At 60.9% G+C, this 26,399-nt stretch carries 27 protein-coding genes and 1 tRNA gene; 11 read left to right on the top strand and 17 right to left on the bottom strand.

Going from position 1 to position 26,399, the window contains the following annotated elements:
- The first annotated feature begins 84 nt into the window (after nt 1-84).
- On the top strand, nt 85-1,044 hold the full coding sequence (locus VH564_RS23975) for a LysR family transcriptional regulator (RefSeq protein ID WP_423342362.1): 960 nt from the start codon (nt 85-87) through the stop codon (nt 1,042-1,044).
- Between the two features lie 65 nt (nt 1,045-1,109).
- On the opposite strand, the gene VH564_RS23970 is transcribed toward VH564_RS23975, so the two are convergent.
- The 3 genes from VH564_RS23970 to VH564_RS23960 form a co-directional block, all read right to left on the bottom strand.
- The gene (locus tag VH564_RS23970; RefSeq protein WP_423342361.1) at nt 1,110-3,095 is read right to left on the bottom strand and encodes a bifunctional 2',3'-cyclic-nucleotide 2'-phosphodiesterase/3'-nucleotidase; all 1,986 of its coding nucleotides are present in this window, start codon (nt 3,093-3,095) and stop codon (nt 1,110-1,112) included.
- 112 nt (nt 3,096-3,207) lie between these two features.
- The gene (locus VH564_RS23965) at nt 3,208-3,546 is read right to left on the bottom strand and encodes a PilZ domain-containing protein (RefSeq protein ID WP_423342360.1); all 339 of its coding nucleotides are present in this window, start codon (nt 3,544-3,546) and stop codon (nt 3,208-3,210) included.
- A gap of 87 nt (nt 3,547-3,633) precedes the next feature.
- Nucleotides 3,634-4,095 (bottom strand): Lrp/AsnC family transcriptional regulator, encoded by a 462-nt coding sequence (locus VH564_RS23960; protein WP_423342359.1) that lies wholly within the window; start codon nt 4,093-4,095, stop codon nt 3,634-3,636.
- 151 nt (nt 4,096-4,246) lie between these two features.
- Here VH564_RS23960 and ald point away from each other — a divergent pair, with 151 nt between their 5' ends.
- On the top strand, nt 4,247-5,365 hold the full coding sequence (ald, locus tag VH564_RS23955; RefSeq protein ID WP_423342358.1) for an alanine dehydrogenase: 1,119 nt from the start codon (nt 4,247-4,249) through the stop codon (nt 5,363-5,365).
- A 15-nt stretch (nt 5,366-5,380) separates the two neighbouring features.
- Here ald and VH564_RS23950 read toward each other — a convergent pair whose 3' ends face one another.
- Nucleotides 5,381-5,887: a DUF1203 domain-containing protein gene (locus tag VH564_RS23950; RefSeq protein ID WP_423342357.1), complete on the bottom strand. Its 507-nt coding sequence runs from the start codon at nt 5,885-5,887 to the stop codon at nt 5,381-5,383.
- 111 nt (nt 5,888-5,998) lie between these two features.
- Between VH564_RS23950 and VH564_RS23945 the strand changes: the two genes are divergently transcribed.
- Complete coding sequence (locus VH564_RS23945) at nt 5,999-6,163, top strand: hypothetical protein (protein ID WP_423342356.1); 165 nt, start codon at nt 5,999-6,001, stop codon at nt 6,161-6,163.
- Nucleotides 6,164-6,166: 3 nt separating this feature from the next.
- Here the strand turns inward: VH564_RS23945 and VH564_RS23940 are convergent, their stop codons facing one another.
- From VH564_RS23940 to VH564_RS23925, 4 genes are read right to left on the bottom strand one after another with little or no spacing between them, the layout of a single operon-like run.
- Nucleotides 6,167-6,730: a GNAT family N-acetyltransferase gene (locus tag VH564_RS23940; protein ID WP_423342355.1), complete on the bottom strand. Its 564-nt coding sequence runs from the start codon at nt 6,728-6,730 to the stop codon at nt 6,167-6,169.
- A gap of 3 nt (nt 6,731-6,733) precedes the next feature.
- Nucleotides 6,734-7,588 (bottom strand): 3-mercaptopyruvate sulfurtransferase, encoded by an 855-nt coding sequence (gene sseA, locus VH564_RS23935; protein WP_423342354.1) that lies wholly within the window; start codon nt 7,586-7,588, stop codon nt 6,734-6,736.
- A gap of 17 nt (nt 7,589-7,605) precedes the next feature.
- Entirely contained in the window at nt 7,606-8,343 is a 738-nt protein-coding gene (locus tag VH564_RS23930) for an alanyl-tRNA editing protein (protein ID WP_423342353.1), read from the bottom strand.
- A 6-nt stretch (nt 8,344-8,349) separates the two neighbouring features.
- Nucleotides 8,350-9,390: a cysteine synthase A gene (locus VH564_RS23925; protein WP_423342352.1), complete on the bottom strand. Its 1,041-nt coding sequence runs from the start codon at nt 9,388-9,390 to the stop codon at nt 8,350-8,352.
- 214 nt (nt 9,391-9,604) lie between these two features.
- Between VH564_RS23925 and VH564_RS23920 the strand changes: the two genes are divergently transcribed.
- Together VH564_RS23920 and VH564_RS23915 are read left to right on the top strand one after the other, a co-directional pair.
- The gene (locus tag VH564_RS23920; protein ID WP_423342351.1) at nt 9,605-10,255 is read left to right on the top strand and encodes a ChrR family anti-sigma-E factor; all 651 of its coding nucleotides are present in this window, start codon (nt 9,605-9,607) and stop codon (nt 10,253-10,255) included.
- Nucleotides 10,256-10,350: 95 nt separating this feature from the next.
- Nucleotides 10,351-11,181 (top strand): SDR family NAD(P)-dependent oxidoreductase, encoded by an 831-nt coding sequence (locus VH564_RS23915; protein ID WP_423342350.1) that lies wholly within the window; start codon nt 10,351-10,353, stop codon nt 11,179-11,181.
- A gap of 6 nt (nt 11,182-11,187) precedes the next feature.
- Here VH564_RS23915 and VH564_RS23910 read toward each other — a convergent pair whose 3' ends face one another.
- From VH564_RS23910 to VH564_RS23890, 5 genes are all read right to left on the bottom strand, one after another.
- Nucleotides 11,188-12,552, bottom strand: coding sequence for an MFS transporter (locus tag VH564_RS23910; protein ID WP_423342349.1), 1,365 nt, complete (start codon nt 12,550-12,552; stop codon nt 11,188-11,190).
- Nucleotides 12,539-13,798, bottom strand: a complete 1,260-nt coding sequence (locus VH564_RS23905) for a class I SAM-dependent methyltransferase (RefSeq protein ID WP_423342348.1) — start codon at nt 13,796-13,798, stop codon at nt 12,539-12,541. Before VH564_RS23905 ends, VH564_RS23910 begins: the two co-directional genes overlap by 14 nt.
- A gap of 95 nt (nt 13,799-13,893) precedes the next feature.
- A complete protein-coding gene (locus VH564_RS23900; RefSeq protein WP_423342347.1) occupies nt 13,894-14,748 on the bottom strand; it encodes a DUF1365 domain-containing protein in 855 nt (284 codons plus the stop codon).
- The gene (locus VH564_RS23895) at nt 14,745-16,100 is read right to left on the bottom strand and encodes an NAD(P)/FAD-dependent oxidoreductase (RefSeq protein ID WP_423342346.1); all 1,356 of its coding nucleotides are present in this window, start codon (nt 16,098-16,100) and stop codon (nt 14,745-14,747) included. The genes VH564_RS23900 and VH564_RS23895 overlap by 4 nt, the downstream gene beginning before the upstream one ends.
- Nucleotides 16,097-17,557, bottom strand: coding sequence for a cryptochrome/photolyase family protein (locus VH564_RS23890; RefSeq protein ID WP_423342345.1), 1,461 nt, complete (start codon nt 17,555-17,557; stop codon nt 16,097-16,099). Before VH564_RS23890 ends, VH564_RS23895 begins: the two co-directional genes overlap by 4 nt.
- A gap of 200 nt (nt 17,558-17,757) precedes the next feature.
- Here VH564_RS23890 and VH564_RS23885 point away from each other — a divergent pair, with 200 nt between their 5' ends.
- Complete coding sequence (locus VH564_RS23885; RefSeq protein WP_423342344.1) at nt 17,758-18,873, top strand: sn-glycerol-3-phosphate import ATP-binding protein UgpC; 1,116 nt, start codon at nt 17,758-17,760, stop codon at nt 18,871-18,873.
- A 138-nt stretch (nt 18,874-19,011) separates the two neighbouring features.
- On the opposite strand, the gene VH564_RS23880 is transcribed toward VH564_RS23885, so the two are convergent.
- The 3 genes from VH564_RS23880 to VH564_RS23870 all read right to left on the bottom strand — a co-directional run bounded on the left by VH564_RS23880 (nt 19,012) and on the right by VH564_RS23870 (nt 22,279).
- Nucleotides 19,012-19,926, bottom strand: a complete 915-nt coding sequence (locus VH564_RS23880; RefSeq protein ID WP_423342343.1) for an ABC transporter permease subunit — start codon at nt 19,924-19,926, stop codon at nt 19,012-19,014.
- A gap of 7 nt (nt 19,927-19,933) precedes the next feature.
- Nucleotides 19,934-20,818 carry a carbohydrate ABC transporter permease gene (locus tag VH564_RS23875; protein WP_423342342.1) on the bottom strand — a complete coding sequence of 295 codons (885 nt, stop codon included), beginning with the start codon at nt 20,816-20,818 and terminating at the stop codon, nt 19,934-19,936.
- Nucleotides 20,819-20,920: 102 nt separating this feature from the next.
- On the bottom strand, nt 20,921-22,279 hold the full coding sequence (locus VH564_RS23870) for an extracellular solute-binding protein (protein ID WP_423342402.1): 1,359 nt from the start codon (nt 22,277-22,279) through the stop codon (nt 20,921-20,923).
- A 391-nt stretch (nt 22,280-22,670) separates the two neighbouring features.
- Between VH564_RS23870 and VH564_RS23865 the strand changes: the two genes are divergently transcribed.
- The 5 genes from VH564_RS23865 to VH564_RS23845 all read left to right on the top strand — a co-directional run bounded on the left by VH564_RS23865 (nt 22,671) and on the right by VH564_RS23845 (nt 24,772).
- The gene (locus tag VH564_RS23865) at nt 22,671-22,871 is read left to right on the top strand and encodes a hypothetical protein (RefSeq protein ID WP_423342341.1); all 201 of its coding nucleotides are present in this window, start codon (nt 22,671-22,673) and stop codon (nt 22,869-22,871) included.
- 120 nt (nt 22,872-22,991) lie between these two features.
- Entirely contained in the window at nt 22,992-23,270 is a 279-nt protein-coding gene (locus VH564_RS23860) for a hypothetical protein (protein ID WP_423342340.1), read from the top strand.
- A gap of 109 nt (nt 23,271-23,379) precedes the next feature.
- Nucleotides 23,380-24,084, top strand: a complete 705-nt coding sequence (locus VH564_RS23855; RefSeq protein WP_423342339.1) for a thermonuclease family protein — start codon at nt 23,380-23,382, stop codon at nt 24,082-24,084.
- Nucleotides 24,085-24,338: 254 nt separating this feature from the next.
- The gene (locus VH564_RS23850) at nt 24,339-24,644 is read left to right on the top strand and encodes an ETC complex I subunit (protein WP_423342338.1); all 306 of its coding nucleotides are present in this window, start codon (nt 24,339-24,341) and stop codon (nt 24,642-24,644) included.
- A gap of 51 nt (nt 24,645-24,695) precedes the next feature.
- Nucleotides 24,696-24,772 (top strand) — tRNA-Arg (locus VH564_RS23845).
- A gap of 1,223 nt (nt 24,773-25,995) precedes the next feature.
- On the opposite strand, the gene VH564_RS23840 is transcribed toward VH564_RS23845, so the two are convergent.
- Nucleotides 25,996-26,307 (bottom strand): helix-turn-helix domain-containing protein, encoded by a 312-nt coding sequence (locus VH564_RS23840; RefSeq protein WP_423342337.1) that lies wholly within the window; start codon nt 26,305-26,307, stop codon nt 25,996-25,998.
- Between the last annotated feature and the right edge of the window lie 92 nt (nt 26,308-26,399).

Raw genomic sequence — 26,399 nt, 5'->3', positions numbered from 1 at the left:
TCGTTCGCACCACCAATAGGCCGGGGTGACTATCGAAAAAACCATGATAATATATATGATACCTATCGATGGATTGGATGGATCATGTTGCCGAACCCGACGTTGGATCAATTGCAGGTCTTCCTGGCCGTTGCTGAGACCGGCAGCTTCTCTGCGGCCGCGCGGGCGCTAAACAGGGCGCAGTCCGTGGTCTCCTATACGATCGCCAACCTGGAGGCGCAGCTCGAAGTTGGACTGTTCGAGCGCTCCGGTACGCGGCAGTCGAAGCTGACCGATGCGGGGAAGGCGATGCTCGAAGACGCCCGGCGAATCCTTGCCGACCTCGAGGTCATCCGTGCCAGGGTTCGCAGCCTGAAGGACGGATTGGAGGCAGAGGTGTCGGTTGCCATCAGCGTCATGGTGCCGACGGCTCTGATGGTCGAGGTGCTGAAAGAGTTCCGCGATCGATTCCCGTCGGTTTCGATGCGGCTCAACGTTGGCGAGTTGGGAGCCGTCGTTGACTTGGTCAGCAGCGGTCAGTCGACAATCGGCATCGGCGGCGCCGTCTTCAAAAAAGACGACACGCTCCACGTTGAACGGATCGGCCACTCGTTCATGATACCCGTGGTGGCCGCCGACCATCCGCTCGCCGCCATCGATCGGCCGCTGACGATCGCCGATGTGCGCGAGGAGGTGCAACTCGTCGTCACCGATCAGACCGAACAGACCAAGGGGCGCGACTTCAACGTGCTGTCGTATCGAACCTGGCGCGTCAGCGACGTCGCCACCAAGCATCATCTGGTTCGCGGTGGCCTCGGCTGGGGCGGCCTGCCGGCGTCGCTGGTGCGCGAGGACCTGCTGAGCGGCCGCCTCGTTCACCTCGACCTCGAGGCCTATGAGCAGAGCGAATATCCGATCTATGCGATCCGTAAGCTCGCCAATCCGCCCGGTCCCGCCGCAGCCTGGATGATCGAAGCCTTCCGCTCGGGCCTGACCCAATGCCCGAGCCGAAGCGAGTTCATGAATAGGCGAGTCCAGTTCGGCGATGCGGTCGCCGCGGAATAAAAATGGGTGCCGCCGAATGAAAATGGGCGCCAGCGGCGCCCATGGAGTCTCGTTTGTTGCGCTGTCTACAGCATCAGGCGGAAGGTTCTGAAGCCATCTGCGCCGTCGCCGACGTCCTCGACCTTCACGCTCTTCAGGTCAGCAACGTATGCCGTTGCCTTCGGCGCGCTGTCGAAGACGACCGTCGTGCCCGGCATCGGCTTGAAGGTCCAGTTCCCGTCCGCTGTCGGGTTGATCGTGCCTTGATCGTGGATGTAACGGACGATGACATCCCGGTTGGTATCGGGCGCCTGGTAGACCACCTTGTCCTTGCCGATATCCGGAAACTTGCCACCACCGCCGGCTCGGTAGTTGTTAGTGACAACAAGAAATTTCTTTTCCGGATCAATCGGTTTTCCGCCGAACTGAAGATTCTGGATGCGGTTGGAGTCGGCCTCGACGAGCTTGCCGTCATCGTCGAAGTGCCGCTTCTGCGACAGGTCGATCTGGTAGGTGACGCCATCGATGATGTCGAAGTTATAGGAGGGGAAGGCCTGGTTGAGCAGCGGTGCATCCTTGGCGCCCGGGGTGATCTGATTGAACATCGCGGCTGACATCTCCAGCCAGTTCTTGACCTGCGCGCCTGATATCACCACCGCCTGCACGGTGTTGGGATAAAGATAGAGATCGGCGACATTCTTGATGGCAATCGCGCCTGCCGGTACGTCGGTGTAGTAGTCGACGCCGTTGCGTCCGCCGCACTTGAAGGGGGCGGCAGCCGAGAGGATCGGCAGATCCTTGTACGCGGTCTCCTTCAACATGTCCTTGATGTACCAGCTCTGCGCCTGCGAGACGATCTGAACGGAGGGATCGTCGGCAACAAGCGCGAAATACGAATAGAGCGGCGCCACGCTCTTGCCGACGGGCGTGCGGACATAGGCAAGCGTTGCCTCGTGCTCGGCCTTTGCTGCTTCGACCACTTCCTTCTTGTCGCCGACATCGGCGATGACCTTCTTCTTGTCGTCGCGGTGATAGATCGGCCGGGCTTCACAAGTGAAGTCGACGATCTTCCAGCCCTTGCCGTCCTTTTCGAGGAGCAGGTCTATCAGCCCCAGATGCGAGCCCCAGAAGCCTGCCATGACAGCCGGCTTGCCCTGCAGCGTACCCTTGACCGGGTCGGCGCCCTGAATGCCGTCCCAGGTCTTCGGGCCCGGGAAAACGAGATGCTGGTGGCCGGTGAAGACGGCATCGATGCCCTCGACGGCTGCCACGTAGAGCGAGGCATTTTCCATCCGGTCGGAAGGCGCCGTTCCGTCTATGCCCGAATGCGAGAGTGCGATGACGATGTCGGCGCCCTGTTCCTTCATGACCGGGACCCAGGCCTTGGCTGCCTCGACGATGTCGCGGGTCTGCGCCTTGCCCTCGAGGTTCTTGATGTCCCAGAGCATGATCTGCGGCGGCACAAAGCCGATGAAGCCGATCTTGATCGGTGTCTCCTTGCCGGCCCCATCCTTGATCACCTTGTCGAGGATCAGGTAGGGTTTGAAGAAAAGGTCGTCGTTCCTGGGGTCGCTGGCGAGTTGCCCCTTTGTCAGGTTGGCACAGACGAAAGGGAAGTTGGCACCGGCGAGGACCTTGAACATGAAGTCGAGGCCATAATTGAACTCGTGGTTACCGAGCGTGCCGACTTCGTAGCCGAGCGTGTTCATCGCCTTGATGACCGGATGGACGTCGCCGTCCTTCATGCCGTGCTGATAGGCCATGAAGTCGCCCATCGGGTTGCCCTGCAGAACGTCGCCATTGTCGATCAAGAGCGCATTGGTCGCTTCCGCCCGAATGGAATCGATGATCGTCGCCGTCCTCGACAGGCCCATCGTCTCGTTCGGCTTGTCGGCATAATAGTCATAGGGAAAGACGTTGACGTGGATGTCGGTGGTCTCCATCAGGCGCAGGTGGGCCTGGTTGCCTGCCGCGCGCGCGGAGAAGGGATGAAGCAGCACCATCGCAGCGGTGGCACCGAGCCCGCCGAGCAATGATCGGCGGGAGATTGGAAGATCGAAACTGGCAGTCATGACACGCTCCTCGATACGCAAAGCCGCCCCCCGACGCGGGGCCAGACTAGAATGATTTGCGCAGGAGTGCACCTCTTAAGTGACACAGTGATTTCAGCGGGTCGGCCACCCCTCAGCGGTGTATGACGGGCTTGATGTCCTTGTGGAAAAAGCGGAAATAGGAGGTGACCTGGGCAGCGGCATTGGAGTTGCGGCTGAACTCGATGCCGATACGGCCATCGCGCATCCAGCGCACGGTTCCCTCCAGCGAGCCTATTTCCTCGCACTCGATGCGAACCCTGCTGCCGGCTGCGCCGAGAAAGGAGCCGGCGAGGTCCACGGCGACACCATAGGCCGAGAGATCGACGATGCGGCCCTCTGTCTCGCGATTGAGATATTTGATCGTGCCTATCAGGCGGGTGTTGCGTCGCACTTCATTGCGAACGGTCATCCCGAGGTTGTTCTTCATCATGAGGGCTTCCTTTTATGCGGAAGAGGCTATCCGCCAACAGTTGAGATTGCGTTTAGCCCGAGCGGATTGAGCCGATGACCTCGACGCTCAGAGACCGACATTCGGCCTGTCGATGACCTCGCGGAGCGCGAAGCTGGAGTTGATCTTGACGACATGCGGCAGCGCCGAGAGCCAGTCGCGGTGGATGCGCTCGTAATCCTCGAGGTCGCGAGCAGCAACCCGAAGAATGTAGTCGTACTCTCCCGACATCAGATAGCAGACGAGCACGTTCGGACAGAGCCGGACGGCGGTCTCGAACTCCGTCAGGGTTTTGGCGAACTGCCCCGACAGGGAGATATGGACGACGGCGATCATCCGGTAGTCGAGCGCCTTGTGCGATAGCTTGGCGTGGTAGCCGCCGATGGTGCCATTTTTCTCCAGGATATCGAGCCGCCTCGAGCAGGCTGAGGGGGAGAGGCCAGCCTTGACGGCAAGCTCGGCATTGGTAATCCGCGCGTTCTGTTGAAGAGCGCGTAAAATGGCACGATCGATGGCATCCATCTCTGACATTCGAAGAACCTGCAGTTAGCGTCACTTTCACGCAATTATCTTCGAAAACACGCGCTTATGCAAACCGTCTTTGCAAGGACATTGCGCCGCTGAAATGCTTCACTTCACGCAACGAACCGCAAAATGCGGACGGCCACTCAGAGGAAAGAACATGCGCGTCGGTTGCCCGAAGGAAATCAAGAATCACGAGTACAGAGTTGGCCTGACGCCTGCTGCCGTGCGCGATTACGTGGCCCACGGCCACCAGGTCTTTATCGAGACGAAGGCCGGTGCCGGCATCGGTGCCGATGACCATTCCTATGCCGCAGCCGGTGCCAAGATCGTCGCGACCGCCAAGGAAATTTTCGACGGCTGCGACATGATCGTCAAGGTCAAGGAGCCGCAGCCGCAGGAATGGGCGCAGCTGCGGGACGGCCAGATCCTCTACACCTATCTCCATCTTGCGCCGGACCCGGAGCAGACCAAAGGCTTGCTGGCATCGGGTGTCACGGCCATCGCCTATGAAACCGTCACCGACGATCGCGGCGGCCTGCCGTTGCTGGCGCCGATGTCGGAAGTGGCAGGACGTCTGTCGATCCAGGCGGGTGCGACCGCTCTGCAGAAGGCCAATGGTGGTCTCGGCGTGCTGCTCGGCGGCGTGCCCGGTGTACTGCCCGGCAAGGTGACGGTCATCGGCGGCGGTGTCGTCGGCCTGCACGCGGCCCGCATGGCCGTCGGCCTCGGTGCCGACGTAACTATTCTCGACCGCTCCTTGCCGCGCCTGCGCCAGCTCGACGATCTTTTTTCCGGCCGGGTCCACACCCGCTATTCCAGCATCCAGGCGCTTGAGGATGAAGTGTTCTCCGCCGATCTCGTGATCGGTGCTGTGCTCATTCCCGGTGCTGCCGCGCCGAAGCTGGTGACACGCGAGATGCTGACCGGCATGAAGAAGGGCTCTGTCATCGTCGACGTCGCCATCGACCAGGGCGGCTGCTTCGAGACCTCGCATGCGACGACCCACTCCGACCCCACCTATGTCGTCGAGGGCGTCGTGCATTATTGCGTCGCCAACATGCCGGGCGCAGTGCCGGTCACCTCGGCCCACGCGCTGAACAATGCGACGCTGCAGCACGGCCTGGCGCTCGCCGATCGCGGCCTGCGCGCGATCGCCGAAGACCGCCATCTGCGCAACGGTCTCAACGTCCACAAGGGACGCGTGGTCAATGCCGCCGTTGCCGAGGCACTGGGCTACGAGGCCGTCGCCCCCGAGAGCATCTTGAACGTCGCCTGAGCCTCGACGTAGCCATCAGATGAAGGCGTCGATCTCATGGGTTGGCGCCTTTTGTGTGTCGATTCGGCACTGGTAGCAGTTGTTGCGGGCCGAACGCACATGCACATAGGCGATGTCGGGCCGCTCCAGCAGCGTTGCGGCATAGGCTGAAATATCCGACGAAGCGGTGACCGCCCCGGTGCCGTAGACGATCCGGTCGTTATCGCCATAGCCGCGGACGATGAAATCACGCGAGCCGGAAAGAACCGGAGGCATGACCTCTTCGGCGACAAAGCGTCGGCACGGCGTCCTGTGCAGGAAGACTGGGCCGGTCTCGGCATAGGGTTGCGGCGCGGGGAAGGGCCTGTAGGCAAAGACCAGGAGCGGCTCGCCGGCCTCGATATTCGCGAGGCAATGGCGGCAGGGATGGCCGGGTCCATCGGAAATCATCGTCTCCGGCTGGAGGCCATAGGCATCGGGCTCCCCCTGCCAGATTGCTTCGGCATCGGTGGACGGCATGGCCGCGTAACGAATGTTGGACATGACGGGTCTCCTTTTGACGTCGCCCCGTCATGACGCCCCCATCGTTGGGAAACCACCCGATTCTTGCCGGCGGCTTCTGAAGCGCTATGTCGTGGTCAAAAGGAGCTGCAAATGCCGGACATCGACCTCGACACCATCGCCAGGCAGAATGCGGAAATCCTCGAGGCGCTTTGCGCGCTGCGGACGGAGTTCGCAGATCTCAATGTCGATGCCGGACAGACGCTCGACATCACCCGTCGCAACGACCCGCGCCGCCCGACGGGGATGAACCGATAGGCCTCACCCGCGCTTGATGATCTCAAGCAGTTCTGCGTCGCTCAAGGGCGTGACGCTGCCCTGCGCTGTCGAGACCGGCGAGAAGCCGAACATCTGGTAGAGTTGCAAGGCGCGGGGGTGGTCGAGATTGTTGGTGGTGACGACGATCCGCACGGGGTTGGAGAGCCACAAGGCATAAAGCGCCTGCAGCAGGAACCACTTGCCGATGCCGAGGCCGAGCGCATGTTCGATCAGGCCGAAATGGCTGAGCTCGATGGTTTCCTCGTCGACGCGACAATGCTCGAAGAAGCCGGCAGGCGCGCCGTTGATGTAGAGCACGCTCACGTCGTTTCGCTCGTTGTGGAGCACCGCCGTCAGTTCCTCGTCGCTCATCCGCAACCGGTCGACCCATTGCCAGCGGGCGCCGACCTGGCGGTAGAGGTAGCGGTAGAAGGGCAGCGGAATTTTCGGCGCGCGCATCACGGCCGCCTGAATATTGACGGGGATCGACAGGCTCGCCTTCGGCGGTGCGGTCATTTCCAGCCGGGTAATCTGCACCGGCAGCGCGGCTAAGGTTTTCTTGGCCATGAATTATGCCTTGCCAGTCGCAATGGGAGTGTCGGCGCGACTTCCCCACTCGGACCACGAGCCGTCATATAGACGATTGTCCGTGTGGCCGAGAGAATGCAGTGCCAGCGTGATGATGGCGGCCGTGATGCCGGAGCCGCAGCTGGTGACGACCGGCTTTGACAGGTCGATGCCGGCGGCTTCGATCGTCCGTTTCAGCTCGGAGAGCGGCTTCAGCTTGCCGTTGGTGGAAAACGATCCGGATGGCAGGCTACGGGCGCCGGGCATGTGGCCGGCGCGCATGCCCGGCCGGGGTTCCGGCTCCTCCGCCGCGAAGCGTCCGGCGCTGCGGGCGTCGGCAATCTGCATGGCGCCGCTGGAGACGATGTCACGCATGGCCTCGAAGCCGACGACGCGCTCGGCATCGAAGGTCGGCGTAAAGACTGCCGGTGCCGGATCGGGCGTTGCTGTTTCCAAAGGCCGGCCCTCGGCCTTCCAGCCGTCAAGGCCGCCGTCGAGAACCCGGACGTCGCCAGCCCCCATGATCCGGAACAGCCACCAGACGCGCGGCGCCGAGAAAATTCCCGGACCATCGTAGACAACGATCCGGTCAGTGGCACTGATGCCGAGCTTGCCGACCTGTTCGGCAAAATCTTCCGGCGAAGCGACCATATGCGGCAGGTCGGTGGAGTGATCGGCAATCTTGTCGTGATCGAAGCGAACGGCGCCGGGGATATGGCCCGCGGCATATTCGGCCTCTGCGTCGCGTTTTTGTGCCGGCAGGTAAAAGGACGCGTCGACGATCCTCAGGTCCTTGGCACCAATCTGTTGCTGCAGCCATTCGGCCGAAACGACGAACGGGCTTAGGTCGGCGCTCATGCTGGTCTCCATGATGTTCAGGCTTCCTCACCAGGCGTTCCGAAGCGAATACGGAACCGCCGGTTTTCCTTGCCCTTCTTTTCGATCTTGGCGATGTAGATCGAACCGACCTCCTGGGTCTCGGATACATGTGTGCCGCCGCAGGGCTGACTGTCAACGGCAGAATTCTCGCCGATGCAGACAAGGCTGACGCGCCCGAGGCCGACCGGCGGGCGGACGTTCTTGGACTTGACGATGCCGGGATTGGCAGCCAGGTCCTCGTCGGTAATCCACTGCAAGGTCACCGGATGGTTCTCGTTGACCAGAGCCATCAGCTTGGCCGTGACCTCGTCCTTGTCGATTGCCTCACCCATATCGAAATCGACGCGGCTATCCTCCTCGCCGACCGCGGCACCGGTGATGGGATAGGGGCAGACCACCGACAGCAGATGGCAGGCCGTATGCATCCGCATCAGCCGGTAGCGGCGCTGCCAGTCGATGTGAAGGACGAGCTTCTCGCCGACGAAAGGCCGTGGCTCGCCGTCGAGCGGCACGTGCAGGATGATCTCCTTGGTCGCTCCATGACGCGTCTGGCCGAGCGCTATTCTTTCGCCGCCGTCACGCTCGAGAAAGCCGGTGTCACCCGGCTGGCCCCCCGACATCGCGTAGAAGCAGGTTTGGTCGAACTCGATGGCGCCGTCGTCATGGACGGCGGTCACCGTCGCCTCGACGGTCGATAGATAGAAATCGTCGCGATAAAGCGCATGCACCGTCATGGCCGATCACGCGACCGTTTCATAGGGAATGGAGATCTCGGGCGATTGGGTCAACCATTGCGGCACAGGCAGTCCCTTGGACCTCAGAAATTCCGGGTTGAACATCTTGGACTGGTAGCGATTGCCGTAGTCGCAGAGGATGGTCACGATGGTATGTCCGGGGCCGAGGTCCTCGGCAAGGCGAACGGCGCCGCCGATGTTGATGCCGGACGAGCCGCCAAGGCACAGTCCTTCATGCTCGGCGAGATCGAAGACATGCCGCAGCGCTTCGGCGTCGGAAATGCGGTAGGCAAAATCCGGTTTGAAGCCTTCGAGATTGGCGGTGATACGCCCCTGGCCGATGCCCTCGGTAATCGACGATCCCTCGGACTTGAGCGTTCCATGCGCATAATATTCGTAGAGGGCGGCGCCTTCGGGGTCGGCCAGTCCGATCTTGATATCGCTGTTGAAGCCATGCAGGCCGAGGGCGGTGCCGGCCAGTGTTCCGCCAGAGCCGACCGCGCAGATGAAGCCATCGACCTTGCCGTCCGTGTCGTCCCAGATCTCCCGCGCCGTCGTTTCGACATGGGCCTGCCGGTTGGCGATATTGTCGAACTGGTTTGCCCAGATCGCCCCGTTCGGCTCGGTCTTTGCCATTTGCTCGGCGAGCCGACCTGAAATCTTGACGTAATTGTTGCTGCTCTTGTAGGGCGCTGCCGGAACCTCGATCAGCTCGGCACCAAGCAGTCTCAGCGCGTCCTTCTTTTCCTGGCTCTGGGTCTCCGGGATGACGATGACCGTGCGGTAGCCGCGCGCCTTGGCGACCAGCGTCAGGCCGATCCCCGTGTTGCCGGCAGTGCCTTCGACGATGACGCCGCCCGGCCGCAGCAATCCCTTTTTCTCGGCATCGCGGATAATGTAAAGTGCCGCACGATCCTTGACGGACTGGCCGGGGTTCAGAAATTCCGCCTTGCCATAGATGGTGCAGCCGGTTGCGTCGGAAGCGCGCTTGAGCTTGATCAGCGGGGTGTGGCCGATCGCTTCGAGAACGGAGGGGTAAACGCTCATGGGATCTGCCTTCTGTTTCATCCTATTGTATGAACGGTCTTTTCTCTCCACAAGGCGCGGCTGGCAAGAAATTCTATTCTCTTAGGGAGATGGATGTCATAAAATTGCTTCGCGCCTGAACGATCAGTCTGCCTTGGTGATCCGGCGATTGACATTGCGCGTATCCAGCATCAAATCATTCAGGAGCAGGTGACCAAGTTTGGCCGGGGCAGATATGGTTCACAATCAGATCGACACTGTCGATGCGCTTATGGCGCATTATGTGGCCGGCTCCCTGCCGGAACCGGCGCGCGTGCTCGTCGCCGCTCACCTGGAAATGCAACCTGCCAATCGTTCGATCGTCCGCGATCTCGAAGCGCTCGCCGGCGAGGCGCTCGAGCTTTTGCCGCCAAGCGAGATTGCGGCAAGGGACGCACGGCTTGCGGCGATCTTTGCCACGCCCGCTGCGGTTGACGTGATCCCGCAGCCGCTGCCTGGTTCGCAGACGGGGAAGTTTCCGCAGGCACTCCGCGACTTCATCGGCTTCGACGCTGACGATGTGCCTTGGCGCACCAAGCTGCCTGGCTTCAAGCAGTACGATCTCGGACACATCGACGGTTGCGAGGTCAGTCTGATGTGGATCCGCGCCGGCAGAACCCTCCCGACCCATACGCACGAGGGCGTCGAGTTGACGCTCGTGCTCGACGGTGCCTTCAACGATGTGCGCGGGCGCTACGGCCCGGGCGACATATCCGTGGCCGACGACAGCCTCGTCCACCGGCCCGTTGCCGAGAACGCCCGCCCGTGCATTGCCCTTTCCGTGCTGGAGGCCCCGATCAAGTTCCGGGGTTCGTTGCCGCGGCTGATCGGTGATCTGCTTGGCTGAAAGCAGCCACAAAGAGATGCTAACCTAAAATCTGTGTCGGCTGGGAACCGTCCGACATCGCCTGGTGTTCATTGGAACCCGCCAAGGAGAGCCACATGCGTGACTTCGTTGCCCGCCCCGATCATGGCATCGTCTGGATTTCGGGCGCGAGCTCCGGGATCGGAAGGGCTCTGGCGTTGAAGCTCGCTGGCGAAGGGTACCGTGTCGCGGTGACTGCCCGCAACCACGCAAAGCTGCTCGAATTGCAGACCGAAGCAGCGGGGCTCTCCGGTGGCATCATTGTGCTCGACGGCGATGTCACCAACGCGGAGGACATGGAGCATACGGTCGCCGCGATCGAATATCAGCACGGCACGCTTGCGCTCGCGATCTTCAACGCCGGCGTCTATCTGCCCGTCGATGGCGCCCACATGAAGCACGAGGATTTCGACCGCAGCTTTTCCGTCAATCTGACCGGCGTGGTCAACTGCCTGATTCCGGCGGTGCGGCACATGAAGTCGAAGGGGCAGGGGCAGATCGCCATCGTCTCTTCGGTGACCGGCTATGGAGGGTTGCCGACCAGTGCCGCCTATGGCGCCACCAAGGCGGCGCTGATCAACATGGCCGAAAGCCTGAAGTTCGATCTCGACAAGCTCGGCATCCGCATCCAGATCATCAATCCGGGCTTTGTCGACACGGAAGCGACCAAGGACAACCAGTTCCCCATGCCCTCGCTGGTGACGGCCGCAGTTGCTGCCGACGAAATCGCGGCGGGCCTCAAGACATCGTCTTTCGAGATCACCTTCCCAAAGAATTTCACCTTCAAGCTGAAGCTGTTGCAGTTTCTGCCCTACAGCCTTTATTTCAAGGCGATCAATCGCTTCACCGGCTGGCCGCAGCGCCCCATCGAAGCGCCGCGCGATCCGTCCCCGCATCCGGCGGAATAGCGGAACCTATCGGGCGTCGATGGTTTCTCTCAACGCCCTGTGCGACGTCTCGTCCAACGGAAAATTCCACATCAGCGCGACGGCGATCAGCTTCAGGACGATCGGGATCCAGGCATAGGCGACGGCAAGTGCCCAGAGGGACTCTGTCTGGTTGCCGGTTCCAGCTGATGCATCGAAGCCGAAGGTCGACAGCAGCGGAAAGATCAGCCCGACGCCCGCCGCCAGCGACAGTTTTGTCGCCAGTCCCCAGGCTGCAAAATAAAGCCCGCTCCGCTGCGTCCCGGAGCGAGCGGTATCGACGTCGATGACATCCGCCTGGATGGCCGGCGGCAGCGAAAGATCGAATCCCAACATCAATCCCGTGACGACGCAGATCGCCCCGAACCCGTAAAGCGAGCCAGGCGGCAGCAGCGGCGCGATGACGAAGGCCGCGCAGGCGACGATCATCGCCAGGCACCAGGCGCGGTGCTTGCCCAGCCGGTTTGCCGCAAATGTCGCCAGTGGCACGCCGGCGATGCCGAACAGGAAATAGACGAACAGTAGCGGCCCGCGTGCCTCCGGCAGTCCGAGCCTGTCGGAAACGAAGTAGAGGAAGAGCGTTGCCGGGATGCCATTGGCAAAGCCATTTATGAAATAGGCAACCAGCAACCGCAGAAACGGCTTGTTCTCCCCCAGGAGCCCAACGCTTTCCCGGAGTGCGAGATCGGTTACCCCATGCTCTTTCGGCTCCGGCACGCTGAAGACGGCGAGCAGTCCGAACAGCGGCAGGCCGGTAGCTACGATGATCCCGAGCACGGCGAGGCCGGGGATCGCAGCGCCGCGTTCCATGCCGATGGCAAAGGGAACGACGATGGCGATCAGCACGCCGATCAGCGTGATGCCTTCGCGCAGAGCCGTCAGCGACGTGCGACCGCGATAGTCTTCGACGAGTTCGGCGCCCCAGGCGGAGTAGGGCACCATGGCCATGGTGTAGCCGAGCGACAGCACGATGCCCCAGAAGCCGAGCCAGAAAAGCGTCACGCCCGAGGGCGGCGCGTAGAGCATGAAGGCCGCAACGGCTGCTATCGGCAGCGACACTGTAAACAGGAAGCGACGGCGGCCGAACGCCGGCCGGTAGCGGTCGGCGACCAGTCCGACGAGTGGATCCGACACGGCATCGAAGATCCGCACCAGCAGCAGAACGAAGCCAACGCCGGCAAGCGGCAGGCCGAGCGTTTCCGTGTAGTAGGTCGGCACGACCGCATAGAGCGGCAGGCCTAGAGCCGCCAGCGGTGCTGCCGGCAAGGCGTAGGCAAGAAGACGCCACCTGTTGATGGGCGGGATGCTGCCCGGTTCTCCGCCCGATGGCGTTCTTTCGTCACGCCCGGGCAAAAACGACCTGGCGAACGTCGATGTTGCGGGACAGGAAGCCAGCCTCGCAATAGTAGAGATAGAAGTCCCACAGCCGCTTAAAGCGATCATCGAAGCCCAGCGGCTTGACCCGCTCCCAGGCCATCCAGAAGCGGTCGCGCCATTCCGCCAGCGTTCGGGCGTAATCGAGCCCGAAACCGAAATCCTTGACCATCGACAGGTCGGCCTTGCGGCTCAGTGTCTGCAGGTGCTCCGGCGTCGGCAGCATGCCGCCGGGGAAGACATATTTCTGGATGAAATCCGGGTTCGCCTTGTACTTGGCAAAGGATTCCGCCCTGATGGTGATGATCTGCAGCCCCGCCCGCCCGCCCGGCTTCAGGCATTCCTTCAGCTTGGCGAAATAGGTCGGCCAGTATTTTTCGCCGACAGCCTCGAACATCTCGATCGAGATGATCTTGTCATAGACGCCGGTCTCGTCGCGATAGTCCTGGAAGCGGAAATCCACGCGGTCGCTGAGGCCCGCCTTGCGGATACGCTCTTGCGCAAAGGCCAGTTGCTCGCGGCTGATCGTCAGGCCGGTGACCCTGCAGCCCATTTCGCTGGCAGCGAATTCGGCAAAGCCGCCCCAACCGCAGCCGATCTCCAGCACGTGGTCGCCGGGCATGATGCCGGTGGCCTCCGCCAGCGCCCGGTACTTGGCGTTCTGAGCGGACTGCAGGTCGTTGGCACCGGTGGAATAGAGCGCCGACGAATAGGTCATGCTCGGATCGAGCCACGCCTTGTAGAATTCGTTGCCGAGATCGTAGTGGGCAGAGATGTTGCGTTTCGAGCCGGCTTTGCTGTTGCCGCGCAGCCAGTGGCGGATTTTCTCCGCCAGCTTCATCAAGCTTCCCGTGCCGTTCGCATACCGGTCGGCGGCATCGCCGTTGACGAGGAACAGTTTTAGAAATGCGACGATGTCGGGACTATCCCAATCGCCGTCCATGTAGGTCTCGGCCACGCCGATCGTGCCCGTCATCAGGGCGCGGCTGGCAAGGTTCCAATTGCGCAGACGAACGGCTGCTTCCGGACCGGTGGTCCGGCCCTTGATGATCACCTTGCGGCCATCGGGAAGCTCTATCGACAAGGTCCCGTGCTGCATCTGCAGAAGGCCTCTCAATGCCAGCCGGGCCTTGAGCGGCAATCCCTTGACGACCTTGCCAATGTTCTCGCTCGTCAGGATTTCTGCGCCCTCGGCGAACTTTGTCCAGTCTTGCGCGTCTGTCATCGATGCTCCGGTAACACTAGGCTTGGCTCCGGCACCTATATTTTGCGTCGTCTTCACTTGCGAGTCCCTGGCGTCGATAATCGGGTCGTCCAACGTCATTCTGCGGCCTCCAAGGTCATGCGCTGCGGCTTGATGCTGACGGGAGGCGGCGCCTTTGGCCGGGGTATATATTTCGCTCCCTTCAGCCATAGTTTCAATGCCTCCCAGTGAATGCCGGCAACGATCTTTAGTGTCAGGAAGGGGATGCGGGCGGTCAGCGACAGGAGCGTTGCCGTCGTCATGGCTTCCTGACGACCGCTGAAGGTCGCGGCCAGCAAAGGGCCTTCCGGATCCGTCTCCAGAATGCGCCAGCGGATTTCCTCGCCCGGCGGCAGCATACGGAAATGATAGCGCATCTGCATCGGTATGAATGGCGAGACGTGAAACAGCTTGTCGCAGCTCTGGCGCAGCCCGCCCGATGTCATCTCGCCTGAGCCGACCGGGCAGACGTAGGTATGGCGTTCGCCAAAGGTGTTGCGGACTTCATAGATCATCGCCACCAGCCGCTCATCGGCATCGTAGGCGTAATAGACCGAGATCGGATTGAAGACATACCCGAGGATACGCGGGTAGCAGACCAGAAGGATGCGTGCCGCCGGCAGCGTCAGCCCGGCCTCGGCCAGCAGGCCATCGGCATAGCTGCGCAGACCCATGCCCGCGCTGCCGGAATGGTCCTTCTCGTGAAAGGCCACGAGGTTGCGCGCGTTTACGGAAAACAGCGCAGACAGCCGATCCGCCTCGCCGAGACGATCGAGATCGACCATCAGCGAAAAGACCCGGTAGTGGAAACGGTGGCCGAAAGGCTTCATGCGCTGATGCATCACTTCACCGCTGTAAAGCGCGGCGGCGACCGTTGGCGCCGGACCGTTGCGCTCGACGTCGATACCGCGACGTTGATGAGCCTTGCTCATGCCACCGCCTCGAGTTCCGGTTCGCGGTGCGAGATCGAAGGGGTGTGGGGGCGCCAGGGAATGATGCCGCCGAGAGCCTGCGCTGCCGCGAGACCCGAGGACAGTCCATCCTCGTGAAAACCGTAGCCCGTCCATGCACCGGCAAAATAGCTGTGATGGCGGCCTTGGATGGATGCCAGCTGTGCCTGCGCATCCATGCTGCCGCCGCTGAACTGTGGATGGTCGTAGGAGTATTCAGCAAAGACCTTAGAAGGATCTGGCTCGCGATCCGGGTTGAGGGTGACGAACAGCGGGTGATCGTTGCTGATCCCCTGCAACCGGTTCATCCAATAGCTCACCGCACAGCCGTTCTGGCCCTGGTCGTCGCTGGAGCGCAGATAGTTCCAGGATGCCCAGACCTTGCGGCGCCTCGGCATCAGATCGAGGTCCCGGTGGAGGACGACGCGGTTGGGCGCGTAGGGCACGGATGCAAGCAGCCGCGCTTCCTCGCGCGTGGCGTCCTTCAGCATGGCCAGCGTCTGGTCGCTGTGGGCGGCGAAGATCACCTTGTCATAGATCGCTTCGCGGCCATGCTCGTCGGTGATGACAACGTGGTCCTCTCGCCGCTCGACGGCGCGGATGCCGCAGGAGAGTTTGAGGCGGTCACCGAGTGGAGACAGCAGCCTGTCGAGGTAATTGCGGCTGCCGCCAGTGACGGTGCGCCACTGATGCTGCTTGATGTAGATCAGCCGGTGATTGTCGAAGAAGTTGACGAAATGCTCGGCCGGAAAGTCGAGCATCCGCGTGGTCGGCGTCGACCAGATGGCTGCTGCCATCGGCATCAGGTAGTTGTTGGTGAAGCCGGGGGAGAAGCCCCGCCAGTCGAGATAGGCGCCGATCGAACGCTGAGTCAGATGACCGGCGGCGCGATCGAGCAGGCAGATCTTGTTGAAGCGCAGGATTTCTCGAACCATCCAGAGAAAGGAAGGGCGCATCAGGTTACGCTTCTGCGCAAACAGCGTGCCGAGCGTATCGCCGCTCCATTCCATCCGGCCTCGGTCCAGCGACAGCGCGAAGCTCATGTTGCTGGCATGGGTTTGCACGCCGAGTTCGGCAAAGAGCGCGGTCAGGTTCGGATAGTTCTGCTCGTTGTAGACGATGAAGCCGGTATCGACCGAGATCGGCGTACCGTCATAGTCGATGTCGACCGTTGCGGTGTGGCCCCCCGGCCGCGCGGCCTTTTCGTAGAGCGTCACGTCATGCACGGAATTGAGTGCCCAGGCCGCCGATGTGCCTGACACGCCGGAGCCGATCACCGCGATCTTCATGCGGTGTGGACCGTGGTGTCTCGGGTCTGCGAACAGAGCGTTCATGCGGCGTCCTTTACTGCGCTGTAGGCCTTCAGCGCGCGGTCGCGGGCGATGCCATGGTCGACGATCGGATGGGGATAGGTCTGGCCGAGCACGACACCCGCCTTGTCCAGGACGGAAGGCGGAGCCTCGAAGGGCCTGTGGATGTATTTGTCTTCGAGAGCGGCGAGCTCGGGCACGAATTCACGGACATAGCGTCCAAGCGGATCGAATTTCTCGCCCTGCAGCATGGGGTTGAAAATCCGGAAGAAGGGCGAGGCGTCGGCGCCGGAACCCGCCACCCATTGCCAGTTCGCGGCATTGCTGGCCGGATCGGCATCGACCAGCGTGTCGCGAAACCATTCCTCGCCGCGCCGCCAGTCGATCATCAGGTCCTTGATGAGGAAGGAGCCGACGATCATCCGGACGCGATTGTGCATCCAGCCATGCTTCCACAATTGCCGCATGCCGGCATCGACGATCGGATAGCCTGTGCGGCCGCGGGTCCAGTCTTCGAAAAGGCTGTCGTCCGTCTTCCACGCGAAGCCGTCGAAGCGTTTGTTCCAGTTGTCGTAGGGCAGGGCCGGGTAGTGGAAGAGCAGGTGGTAGCAGAAATCCCGCCAAGCCAGTTCCTTGCGAAAATGGATCACGTCCTCCTGCGGCACGCTGTCGGGCAGGCCTCTCGTCGCATACCAGATGCGAGCCGGCGAAATCTCTCCCAGGGCGAGGTGCGGCGAAAGCATCGACGTCGACGGCTTGGCGGGGAAGTCGCGTCCGACCTTGTAGCCATTGAGCGCCTCGTCGACGAAATCCTCCAGCTTCGCGCGCGCCGAAGCTTCGCCCGGCGCCCAGACCTCGGGAAATGACGCCGCCCAATTCGGCTTGGTCGGCAGCAGGCCCCAGTCGTCGAGCTTTTCACTCACCGGCCAAGCGCTCGGTGCGGCCAGGCTCTTGGGTGCTTCCGGCGGCTCCGACGGCTCGCCGCCGCCATCCAGCGCCCGCCAGAATGGCGTGTAGACGCGGTAGGGCGTGCCGCCGCCGGTCTTCAGCTTGGAAGGCTCGTGAAGCAGCTGGCCGGCATGGCTGGAAACGGCAAGCTGCGCGCCGAGCGTCTCCTTGATGCGCGTATCGACCGCTATACCCGGTGGATCATAGCGGCGGTTCCAGACAAGTTTGGTCGCGCCGGTCTTCTCGATAAGCGTCTGCAGGATCTCCAGCGGATCGCCGGACATCAGGATGAGGTCGCTGCCCAACGCCCTCAGCGACGCCTGCAGGGCCAGCAGCGAATGGTGCAGCCACCAGCGTTGCGCCGCGCCGAGAGGGCCGGTGCCTTGCTCTTCCGGCTCCCTGATATAGACTGGAATGACCGGAGCGGATGTCTGGCTGGCAGCATTGAGCGCGAGATTGTCATCGAGCCGCAGATCCTTGCGGAACCACAGGATGGTGCACTCCTTCGCTTCTTCCACTACGTCCGCCCCCATTTCATTGTCTTCTTTCCGTCTGTTACGCATCTACGTTGGTGTCGGATCAAAGGTTTCAGTGCCGCTCAAGAAATCGAACTTCTGACATCGGGACAATCGCATGCGGAAAGGTCTTGCAGCCATGCTGTTTCGCCTCGCCTTGTCACCGTTCTGTTATGCAACGCCGTTAGCTCTCCACCTAAATAGACAAGGAGTGCAACATGGCAGAAATCCGCATCGAGCAGGTCCGCAAGGCCTATGGCGCCAACAAGGTGGTCCACGGCGTGGACCTCACTTTTCGCTCCGGCGAATTCGTCGTTATCCTCGGCCCATCAGGCTGCGGCAAGTCGACCTTGCTGCGTATGATCGCCGGACTAGAGGATATCTCGAGCGGTGAGATCGTCATAGACGATGTCGTCGTCAATCAACTGGAGCCGCGCGAGCGCGGCTGCGCCATGGTGTTCCAGAACTATGCGCTCTATCCGCACATGGATGTCGCTGCCAACATGGGTTACGCCCTCAAGGTCGCCGGCGTCCCCAAGGACGAGCGGGACCGCCGCATCAAGGAGACGGCTCGGATCGTCGGCCTCGAGGATTTCCTCGACCGCAAGCCGGCCCAGCTCTCCGGCGGCCAACGTCAGCGCGTCGCCATGGGCCGCGCCATCATCCGCGAACCGAAGGTCTTCCTGTTCGACGAGCCTCTGTCCAATCTCGATGCCAAGCTGCGCGTCCAGATGCGCGTCGAGATCCGCCGCCTGCACAAGCGCCTCTCAGCCACCTCCGTCTTCGTCACCCACGACCAGGTCGAGGCGATGACGCTCGCCGACAAGCTGGTGGTCATGTACAAGGGCAAGGTCGAGCAGGTCGGCACGCCGCTCGAGGTCTACAACAAGCCGCGCACCCGTTTCGTCGGCTCCTTCATCGGCTCGCCGGCTATGAACTTTCTTGAAGGCACGTTTTCCGCCGATGGCGCCAACTTCGTGTTCGACGGTATTCCGATCCCTGTCGATCCGGTCATCGGCAAAGCCAATGCCGGCCGCGCCGCGGCGCTCGGCATCCGCCCGGAGCACGCTCGGATGGTTCCTGTGGGCACGCCGGGCAGCATTCCGGCCACCGTCGACTTCATCGAGGAACTCGGTGCCGGTCGCGTCATCCACTCCGACATCAACGGCTCGAACTTCGCTCTCAGTATTTCAGACCATGTCACCGGCGAGACCGGCCAGTCGATCGCGCTGCAGCTGCCCTTCGAACACATTCACCTGTTCTCGCACGAGACCGATCTGCGCCTCGACCTGGCCGAGACCACGCCGGTGCGGGAAAAGGAACTGGTCTCCTGATCTAAGACGAATACCTTCCAAGCCTGCCATCGATGCCGTTGGAGCCCAGCTCCAGCGGCATTTTTACGTGGCGCCGGGGGCAAAAACGAAAATGGCGGGCTCGAGGCCCGCCATCAGTAAGCTCACTACGATCCAGCGCTACTTCTCGGTGGAAACCAGTCCACGCACGAACCACCGTTGCATCAGAACGACGATGAGCAGGGGTGGCAGCATGACAATCAGGGTTCCAGCCATGGCGATATGCCATTCCGGGATGCCGCCTATGTTGGGAATCAGCTGCTTCAATTCTGTGACCGCCGTCTGATAGGCCGGATCTGTGGTCACCAGCAGCGGCCAGAGATACTGGTTCCAGGCATAGAGGAACATGATCGTAAACAGCGCCGCCATGTTGGTGCGTGACAGCGGCATCAGGATATCGATGAAGAAGCGCAGAGGCCCGGCGCCGTCCATTCTTGCGGCTTCCGTCAGTTCGTCCGGCATCGTCAGGAAGAACTGGCGGTAGAGGAACGTGCCAGTGGCGGTCGCGACGAGCGGCAGGATCAGCCCCGTATAGGTGTTGAGCAGCCCGAAGCTCATCGAGACTTCGACCCCCGAAAAACGTTCGATCAGCCAGCTGATGCCCGTCACGTCGAGGATCGCCTGGTACGGTGCCAGCACGTTGGCGGCAACTGCGTAGGTCGGCACAATGCGAACCTCGAGCGGCAGCATCAGGGTGATGAAGATCGCCCAGAAAATCAGGCCGCGACCCGGATAACGGAAATACACCAGCGAAAAGGCCGTCAGTGCCGAAATGATCACCTTGCCGGCTGCGACGCCAACGGCGAAGACAAGGCTGTTGAGCATCTTCGGCCCGAGATTGGCCGTGACCCACGCGGTCTGGAGATTGGTAAGGAGATCGTTGCCAGGCACCAGCGACATTGGAACCTGGTTGACGTCGTGGAGATTGTGCGAAGCGGCGATAGTGATGATCACAAACGGGAGAATGGCGACCAGAAAGCCGATGAACAGGATCACGTGGGTGAAAAAGTTCAGGATAGGGGTACGTTCGACCATGGTCGCCTCAACGGTAGTGGACGCGCCGCTCGATGAAGCGGAACTGGAAAATGGTAAGCAGCACGATCAGGAACATCAGGATGATGCTCTGGGCCGCTGCGCCGGAGTAGTCGAGGCCACGGAAGCCGTTGAAATAGATCTTGTAGACCATCAGGTTGGTGGCATTGGCCGGGCCGCCTCCCGTCATGATGTCGACGATGCCGAAGGAATCCTGGAAGCTTTCGGTGATGTTGATGACCAGCAAAAAGAAGATTGTCGGCGTGATCAGCGGAAACTGGATGTCCTTGAACCGCCTGAGCACGCTGGAGCCGTCCATCGCGGCTGCCTCGATCAGCGAGCGCGGAATGCCCTGGAACGCGGCCAGGAAGAAGATGAAATTGTAGCCGATATATTTCCATGAGAAGGCGACGATGACGGACGCCATCGCGTCGGCACCGTTGAGACCCGGATCCCAGATCCCCGGCCACCATTGGTTGATGGCCGACACGAGACCGGCCTGCGGTGCAAGAATGAACCGGAACCCCAGCGCCAGCGCTGGTGCGGCAATACCGTAGGGCCAGATCAGCACGACACGATAGAATTTGGAGCCTCTGAGCTGCCGGTCGGTAAGGGCCGCTAGAAGAAGCCCGACCGACATCGCAAGCGTCGTGCTGATGGCCGCAAAGACCATGCTGCGGGTGACCGAATTCCAGTAGTCGGGGTTGCTGAGAAGGGACTTGAAGTTATCCAGCCCGACCCAGGTGTTGCCGCCGCCCCAAGGCTGCTGAAGCGTCAGTGACCAGAAGACCGCCTGTCCGGCCGGCCAATAGAAAAACGTGAAGATCAGCAGGATCTGCGGCACGACGAACAGGATGCCGATGGTGTTTCTATTGAATGTGGTGCGTTTTTCCATTGCTTCTTCCGGCGCAAGTTCTGTCGGACGCGAGCGCCCTTTCGGATAAAGAGACGCCGCCCATCCTGTTCGGAATGGACGGCGCTGTTGCTTCAGGCTCGATCAGGGAAGGGTCTTACCCTTGTAGGTCTGTTCGAAGCGCTCGAGGTTGGCGTCGCCGTTCTTGACGAGCGTGTCGATGCCGTCCTTGACGCTGACCTTGTTGGAGAAGATCGCCTGCATCTGGTTGCCGAACTCAGCGCGGATCTGCGTGAAGTTGCCGAGGCGGATGCCGCGGGTGATCGGTGTCGGCTCCGAAGCGGTCAGGCTGGCGATGGCGACTTCGCGGCCCTTGTAGGGTGCCTTGTCGTAGAAGCCGGTGGACTTCATGTAGTCGAAGCCCGACTTGGTCACGGGGATGTAGCCGGTGTTGGTTGACCAGAAGAGCGCGGTCTTCGGATCGTGGATGAAGTTGAGGAAGGCTGCCGCAGCCTTGTACTCATCCTTGGACTTGCCCTGCAGAACCCAGAGCGAAGCGCCGCCGACCAGTGAATTCTTGCGCTCGGTGCCGGCATAGACCGGAAGCTCGGCGACGTCCCAGGCCATGCCGGCCTTCTGCGTCTTACCGACCGTGCCGTGGTCGCCGACCGATGTCATGACCATCTGGCAATCACCGGATGCGAAGGCCTGGACCATGTCCTGGCCCTGTTCCTTGTTCTTGATCTTGACCAGGCCCTGGTCGTACCAGCTCTTCAGGTCTGTGACGTACTTGACGAAGCTGGTCTTGTTGACCGTCAGGCGGGCATCGAGGCCGTCATAGCCGTTGTTCTTGGTGGCGATTGGCTGATTGTGGATCGCAGAGAACTGCTCCATCAGCTGCCAGCTTTCGTTGTTAGAAATGTTGATCGCCATCGGGCATTCATAACCGGCGGTCTTCAGCGCCTTCATGTCTTCGGCGGCTTCTTCCCAGGTCTTCGGCGCTGCCGTCTTGCCGATCTTGGCAAAGGAGTCCTTGTTCCAGTAGAGGAGGGCGGTCGAGGAGTTGAACGGGAAGGACAGGAGTTCGCCCTTGGACGTTGCGTAATAGCGCGCGATGCCCGGGAAATAGTCGTTCCAGTCGATCTTGTAGCCGTTTTCTTCCATCAGCTTGCCGGCCGGGTAATAGGCGCCGGAGAGCATCATCGATGCCGTGCCGGCATCATAGACCTGCACGACGGCCGGCTGCTTGCCGGCGCGGAAGGCGGCAATGGTGTTCTGCAGAGTGGCGTCGTAATTGCCCTGGCTGGTGCAGGCGACTTCGTAGTCCTTCTGCGACTCGTTGAAGTTCTTGCACATCTGCTGGACGACGCGCTCGAGGTCGCCCGACAGGCCGAACCAGAAATCGAACTTGACCGGTGCGGCCGCTGCTGGCAGCGCCAGCGACAGGCTGAGCGCCGCAGCGCCAGCAGCTGTCAGGCAGCGCTTTACGCTCGGCAGACCCATGAAATGATTGAGTTTAGACATAATCCCTCTTCCTTTTTTCGCGACAAGGCTGCAGGCCCCGCGCAGCCGTTGGCAGCGGCTTTATAGCCACGCTGTGTGACAGTTTCTTGCGGGCCGATGCCGCAGCGAAAAATGCCTGAAATCGCTCCGGATCGTTTCCAGAGAAAGGGTCGTAACGGGTTCGAAACAAAGAAAGGCGCCGATTAAGGGTGCTGAAACTCGGCCACCGGTGGCAGCGCTTCACAAGCGGATGTCGAGAGAAGCCAAGGTGGCGACCCCAACCCGAGGTCGGTCGCACGAGCGATTGCACGTTTGTGTGATCGCGCTCTGGGCTGGGAACTGACGCAGTTGGTGGCGCGTTGCTGGGTGTTAATTTCACATGAGGTCCAAAATGCGCAATTTCATTCTTGCTTCCGCTGTCGCGCTCGCCGCAGCTCTTTCCACCGGCGTCGCCGCCCAGGCGCAGGACATGCCGCGTCACAAGATGCAGGGCATGCACGGGATGCATCATCAGAAATGCATGATGAAAACCGTAAAGCACCGCGATGGACGCGGTCACTGGGTTATGAAGAAAGTGCGCGTCTGCCGCTAACCACAGCACCGACCATAGGGAGGCCGGTTGACGCAGGTCCACCGGCCTTTTTATCATTGGGATGAATGACACAGTTGGTCACCGGAATATGATGGCCGGATAGAGCTCAAAGGATGTCCGATGAAGAGAACTTGGGTATTGACCGCCACCCCATTGGCGCTGGGACTATTGCTCGGCACCACGCCACTCGTTCCAGCACAGGCAATGCCGATCGCCGCCATGGAAGTTGGGGCAAAGCCGGCGCCCAATTTGGTGCAGGTCCGAGACCACCGTGGCAGGCGGGATCATCATCGCGCCGACCACCGTTTTCATGGTCGCGATGACTATTATGATCGTGACGACCAGAGTGGCGTGCTTTTCAAGTCCTTTATCACGGGAACGCTGTTCCGCCCGTACTGAGCGTAGACCGCTCCAATGGGTGATGCCGCGATGGCACTTTGCGCGAAGGCGCCAACCTTTCGGAAAGGGTTGGCATCGATAATGCCGCCCGATACTGAAGGAGCGGACGATGGCAGCCAGGCGCGGAACGCGAAAGACACCCCGGAAGACGGCGAAGAAGCGCAGCAGCGGTGGCAGCGGTATGCTTCCATGGCTTGCGGTCGCGACCGTGCTGGCGATCGTCGGATATGACCATTGGTCCAGCATCAAGCCTGAGTTGAAGAGCCTGACCGAGGGCGCAACGGCCTCGCCATTGATCGCGCAGGTCACCCGCCCGACAGTGCCAGCCCCTTTGGCCAAGCCCCAACTCCAATCGCAAGCCCGTTCCGCAGGCAACCTGCCTGTTCCACCCGCGCCGGTTCCCGTTTCCATGCCGATCCCGTTGCCGACGACCGCGCCCACGCCGGCGCTGACGGCAAAATCCGTGTCGGAAAGCTTCGGCCTTTGCGGGCAGGGCACGCATATCAACTGCGTCTTCGATGGCAGCACCTTCTGGGTGCGCGGCACGAAGATCCGCATTGCCGACATCGAGACGCCAGCCCTCGGCCCCTCGCGTTGCCTCGAGGAGGGACGCAGGGCGAATGCTGCCAAGCTGCGGCTTCTGTCTCTGCTGAACGCCGGTCCGTTCACGCTGCAGGCGGGATCAGACGGCGCCGAGGCCGGCGGCGGAGTGCAACGGCGTGTCTTGCGCGGCGGCGAATCCTTTGGCGACACCCTGGTTCGCGAGGGCTTGGCCCACCGCCGGATGGACCGCCCGGCATCCTGGTGCGCGTGAGCTTTATTCCGCGGCCATGGCCTGTCTCTCCAAAAGGGCTGAGCTTGCGCCAGCGCGCCGCGGACACAACGGTGCCTCTTCTGTCGCAGTCGCGCACGGCAGCAGGGCGGCGGTCCTTTTCACTTGAAAACAACGGGATTCGCAGTTAAGCAAAGCCCATCGTCCGGGCAGTGACAGGCGCAAGCGCTGTCGATCTTTTTGTTCGGACTTGCAATGCAACGGCGGGCAATCCGCGACTTCGGAGGCGAGCAGCGATGTCTGCCAAGATCTACCGTCCGGCAAAGACCGCCATGCAGTCCGGCAAGGCGAAGACCCATCAGTGGATCCTGGAGTTCGACCAGGAAACGCCGCGCCGCATCGATCCGATCATGGGCTACACCTCGTCGGGCGACACGCGCCAGCAGCTGAAGCTGTTCTTCGACACGCAGGAACTGGCCGAAGCCTATGCGACCCGCAACGGCATCGAGTACCGGGTGATCGCGCCGAAGGAAACCGTGCGTCAGACCGTATCCTACACCGACAATTTTCGCTTCAACCGCAACCAGCCCTGGACGCACTGATCGACAGGCTTCGCTTGCCAGGCTGCCGCCAGACGGCAGCAACAACTATCCGGCCCCTTAGCTCAGCTGGATAGAGCACCTGCCTTCTAAGCAGGTGGTCGCAAGTTCGAATCTTGCAGGGGTCGCCATACTCTCCAACGGCTCTAGCCGATTATACGGCTCCATGAGCCTAACTTGGGCGACAGATCAAAAGCGTTTTTCCGCTCTCTGTGTCCTTAGAGAATACCATAAAGTTCCGGATTTTCAAGATCTTGCTCTGGGCAACTGCGCTATGGTTGCTAACACTTGTAAGGCCAACCGCCTTGCAAGCATTTGGTCGACACTTCGAGTTTCCACATGTATTGACGTATAGTCGCTGTTTTGAAGGCGCTAAATTCAGATGTAAGTTTAAATCGCTCATGGTCCGGGCAACAATCTGGGCAACATCATGTGCGCAACTTCACTCGACTTGAAACTGGCCATCGCGGTGACCTGGCGGTACGGGTCACTGCCAATCCTAACTGCGATTTGGGGTTTTGCACGCACCCAGCCGTCGAGAGAAAGACTTTGGATCAGACCTAGCACTTATTTTGGTAGACTAAAACGTGGGACTATTCGGCCTGCAGAGTCTTGCGAGTTCCACGGGCGCGAACGTGATAATTAGAGCGCCTATGGCTTTTCGTCGCAAGTGGGTCTCGACGGTCGAAACAGCACATTGAATCAGGCCGCCCCTCTTCCAGGCTGGCTACACGTGTCTATGATCGTTTGCCAACCGGACCAGCATCCAAATTTGCACTTGACTACGCACGCGGGGTTCGGATGCGTGGTCTGTAGTACTAGTTTGATCGAGCGGCTTGGCTAAAAAACTCATGAGGCGTCCCGATCGGTTCATTTCCAGCTAATTCGTGAAACACTGGTGTCCATACTTTTCTCAGGACAGTCGTTTGGGTAAACAACCCGATCTTAACAGGCCTACAAATGGCCAGAGCTTCTCGGGTCCATGAAGGTCTTACTTCCGAAGCAAGCGTTCAATGTTGCGGGTGCGGCCTTCGTCAAGAGCGGATCTCTAAAGGTGGTTCCGACCGAGATCCGGCTCGCTGCCGCCGTCACTCGACGAGCATGGCTACCTGGGGTTGGCGTCATGCGGTTGGTGTGAGCAAGGCACTCTGAACTGATGGGACAGCCTTTTTCTAGCTAAGATTTGCGTGCTATTGGACAGCGGCCGAAGGTCTTCTATAGACACCGAGCTTCGCTACTTATCGACAAGAGACTTTGAAGCCTTCGATCACAAGTTCTGCCGTCTGCCCGACGCAATACCAGAAAAGTTGGCCGCCAACGGCAGGGTGGAATCGTAACTGGTAGATAGCTGGGGCTACTTCTCTTCCCAGCGGCCCTTAGTGGCGTGTTGGCTTCGGTTTTCACGGTTACGCTTCCGCTCGTCATCAAACGATCCGACTGCGTCTCGATTTATGATCGTCCATCCCGGTTCGCCCTCAAGTGGCGCGAACGTGATCCCACGGCCTTCGAAGTAAGTCACCAGCGTCTCGACGCTCTCGATGTTCCCGTTTCCCGTCTCCAGTTTGTAAACCGTTCTCGCATGCATGCCGGTCTCCTTCGCAAGGCTGGCCTGCGTCAGTTCGAGCATCTGTCTGGCGGCAATCAAAAGCTTCGTGGGGGGTCTCATGAAGGATTCATTGTCACACCGTTACGTAACGGGCAAATGTGTTGACAATCGTATTAAAAATTCGCACGGTCGATCTGTGGATGCGATCGATT

It is taken from the genome of Rhizobium sp. HT1-10 (assembly GCF_049472505.1).
Lineage (GTDB): Bacteria > Pseudomonadota > Alphaproteobacteria > Rhizobiales > Rhizobiaceae > Rhizobium.
This window is presented reverse-complemented; position numbering and strand designations above follow the sequence as displayed.

Excerpts from the sequence above, each read along its gene's own strand:
- VH564_RS23880 (WP_423342343.1), bottom strand. The coding sequence starts at position 19,926 with ATGGTCGAACGTACCCCTATCCTGAACTTTTTCACCCACGTGATCCTG.
- VH564_RS23875 (WP_423342342.1), bottom strand. The coding sequence starts at position 20,818 with ATGGAAAAACGCACCACATTCAATAGAAACACCATCGGCATCCTGTTC.
- VH564_RS23895 (WP_423342346.1), bottom strand. The coding sequence starts at position 16,100 with ATGAACGCTCTGTTCGCAGACCCGAGACACCACGGTCCACACCGCATG.
- ald (WP_423342358.1), top strand. The coding sequence starts at position 4,247 with ATGCGCGTCGGTTGCCCGAAGGAAATCAAGAATCACGAGTACAGAGTT.
- VH564_RS23840 (WP_423342337.1), bottom strand. The coding sequence starts at position 26,307 with ATGAGACCCCCCACGAAGCTTTTGATTGCCGCCAGACAGATGCTCGAA.
- VH564_RS23865 (WP_423342341.1), top strand. The coding sequence starts at position 22,671 with ATGCGCAATTTCATTCTTGCTTCCGCTGTCGCGCTCGCCGCAGCTCTT.
- VH564_RS23900 (WP_423342347.1), bottom strand. The coding sequence starts at position 14,748 with ATGAGCAAGGCTCATCAACGTCGCGGTATCGACGTCGAGCGCAACGGT.
- VH564_RS23850 (WP_423342338.1), top strand. The coding sequence starts at position 24,339 with ATGTCTGCCAAGATCTACCGTCCGGCAAAGACCGCCATGCAGTCCGGC.
- VH564_RS23950 (WP_423342357.1), bottom strand. The coding sequence starts at position 5,887 with ATGTCCAACATTCGTTACGCGGCCATGCCGTCCACCGATGCCGAAGCA.
- VH564_RS23960 (WP_423342359.1), bottom strand. The coding sequence starts at position 4,095 with ATGTCAGAGATGGATGCCATCGATCGTGCCATTTTACGCGCTCTTCAA.
- VH564_RS23855 (WP_423342339.1), top strand. The coding sequence starts at position 23,380 with ATGGCAGCCAGGCGCGGAACGCGAAAGACACCCCGGAAGACGGCGAAG.
- VH564_RS23905 (WP_423342348.1), bottom strand. The coding sequence starts at position 13,798 with ATGACAGACGCGCAAGACTGGACAAAGTTCGCCGAGGGCGCAGAAATC.
- VH564_RS23890 (WP_423342345.1), bottom strand. The coding sequence starts at position 17,557 with ATGGGGGCGGACGTAGTGGAAGAAGCGAAGGAGTGCACCATCCTGTGG.
- VH564_RS23970 (WP_423342361.1), bottom strand. The coding sequence starts at position 3,095 with ATGACTGCCAGTTTCGATCTTCCAATCTCCCGCCGATCATTGCTCGGC.
- VH564_RS23930 (WP_423342353.1), bottom strand. The coding sequence starts at position 8,343 with ATGACGGTGCATGCGCTTTATCGCGACGATTTCTATCTATCGACCGTC.
- VH564_RS23885 (WP_423342344.1), top strand. The coding sequence starts at position 17,758 with ATGGCAGAAATCCGCATCGAGCAGGTCCGCAAGGCCTATGGCGCCAAC.
- VH564_RS23915 (WP_423342350.1), top strand. The coding sequence starts at position 10,351 with ATGCGTGACTTCGTTGCCCGCCCCGATCATGGCATCGTCTGGATTTCG.
- VH564_RS23975 (WP_423342362.1), top strand. The coding sequence starts at position 85 with ATGTTGCCGAACCCGACGTTGGATCAATTGCAGGTCTTCCTGGCCGTT.
- VH564_RS23860 (WP_423342340.1), top strand. The coding sequence starts at position 22,992 with ATGAAGAGAACTTGGGTATTGACCGCCACCCCATTGGCGCTGGGACTA.
- VH564_RS23870 (WP_423342402.1), bottom strand. The coding sequence starts at position 22,279 with ATGGGTCTGCCGAGCGTAAAGCGCTGCCTGACAGCTGCTGGCGCTGCG.
- VH564_RS23945 (WP_423342356.1), top strand. The coding sequence starts at position 5,999 with ATGCCGGACATCGACCTCGACACCATCGCCAGGCAGAATGCGGAAATC.
- VH564_RS23965 (WP_423342360.1), bottom strand. The coding sequence starts at position 3,546 with ATGATGAAGAACAACCTCGGGATGACCGTTCGCAATGAAGTGCGACGC.
- VH564_RS23940 (WP_423342355.1), bottom strand. The coding sequence starts at position 6,730 with ATGGCCAAGAAAACCTTAGCCGCGCTGCCGGTGCAGATTACCCGGCTG.
- VH564_RS23925 (WP_423342352.1), bottom strand. The coding sequence starts at position 9,390 with ATGAGCGTTTACCCCTCCGTTCTCGAAGCGATCGGCCACACCCCGCTG.
- VH564_RS23920 (WP_423342351.1), top strand. The coding sequence starts at position 9,605 with ATGGTTCACAATCAGATCGACACTGTCGATGCGCTTATGGCGCATTAT.
- sseA (WP_423342354.1), bottom strand. The coding sequence starts at position 7,588 with ATGAGCGCCGACCTAAGCCCGTTCGTCGTTTCGGCCGAATGGCTGCAG.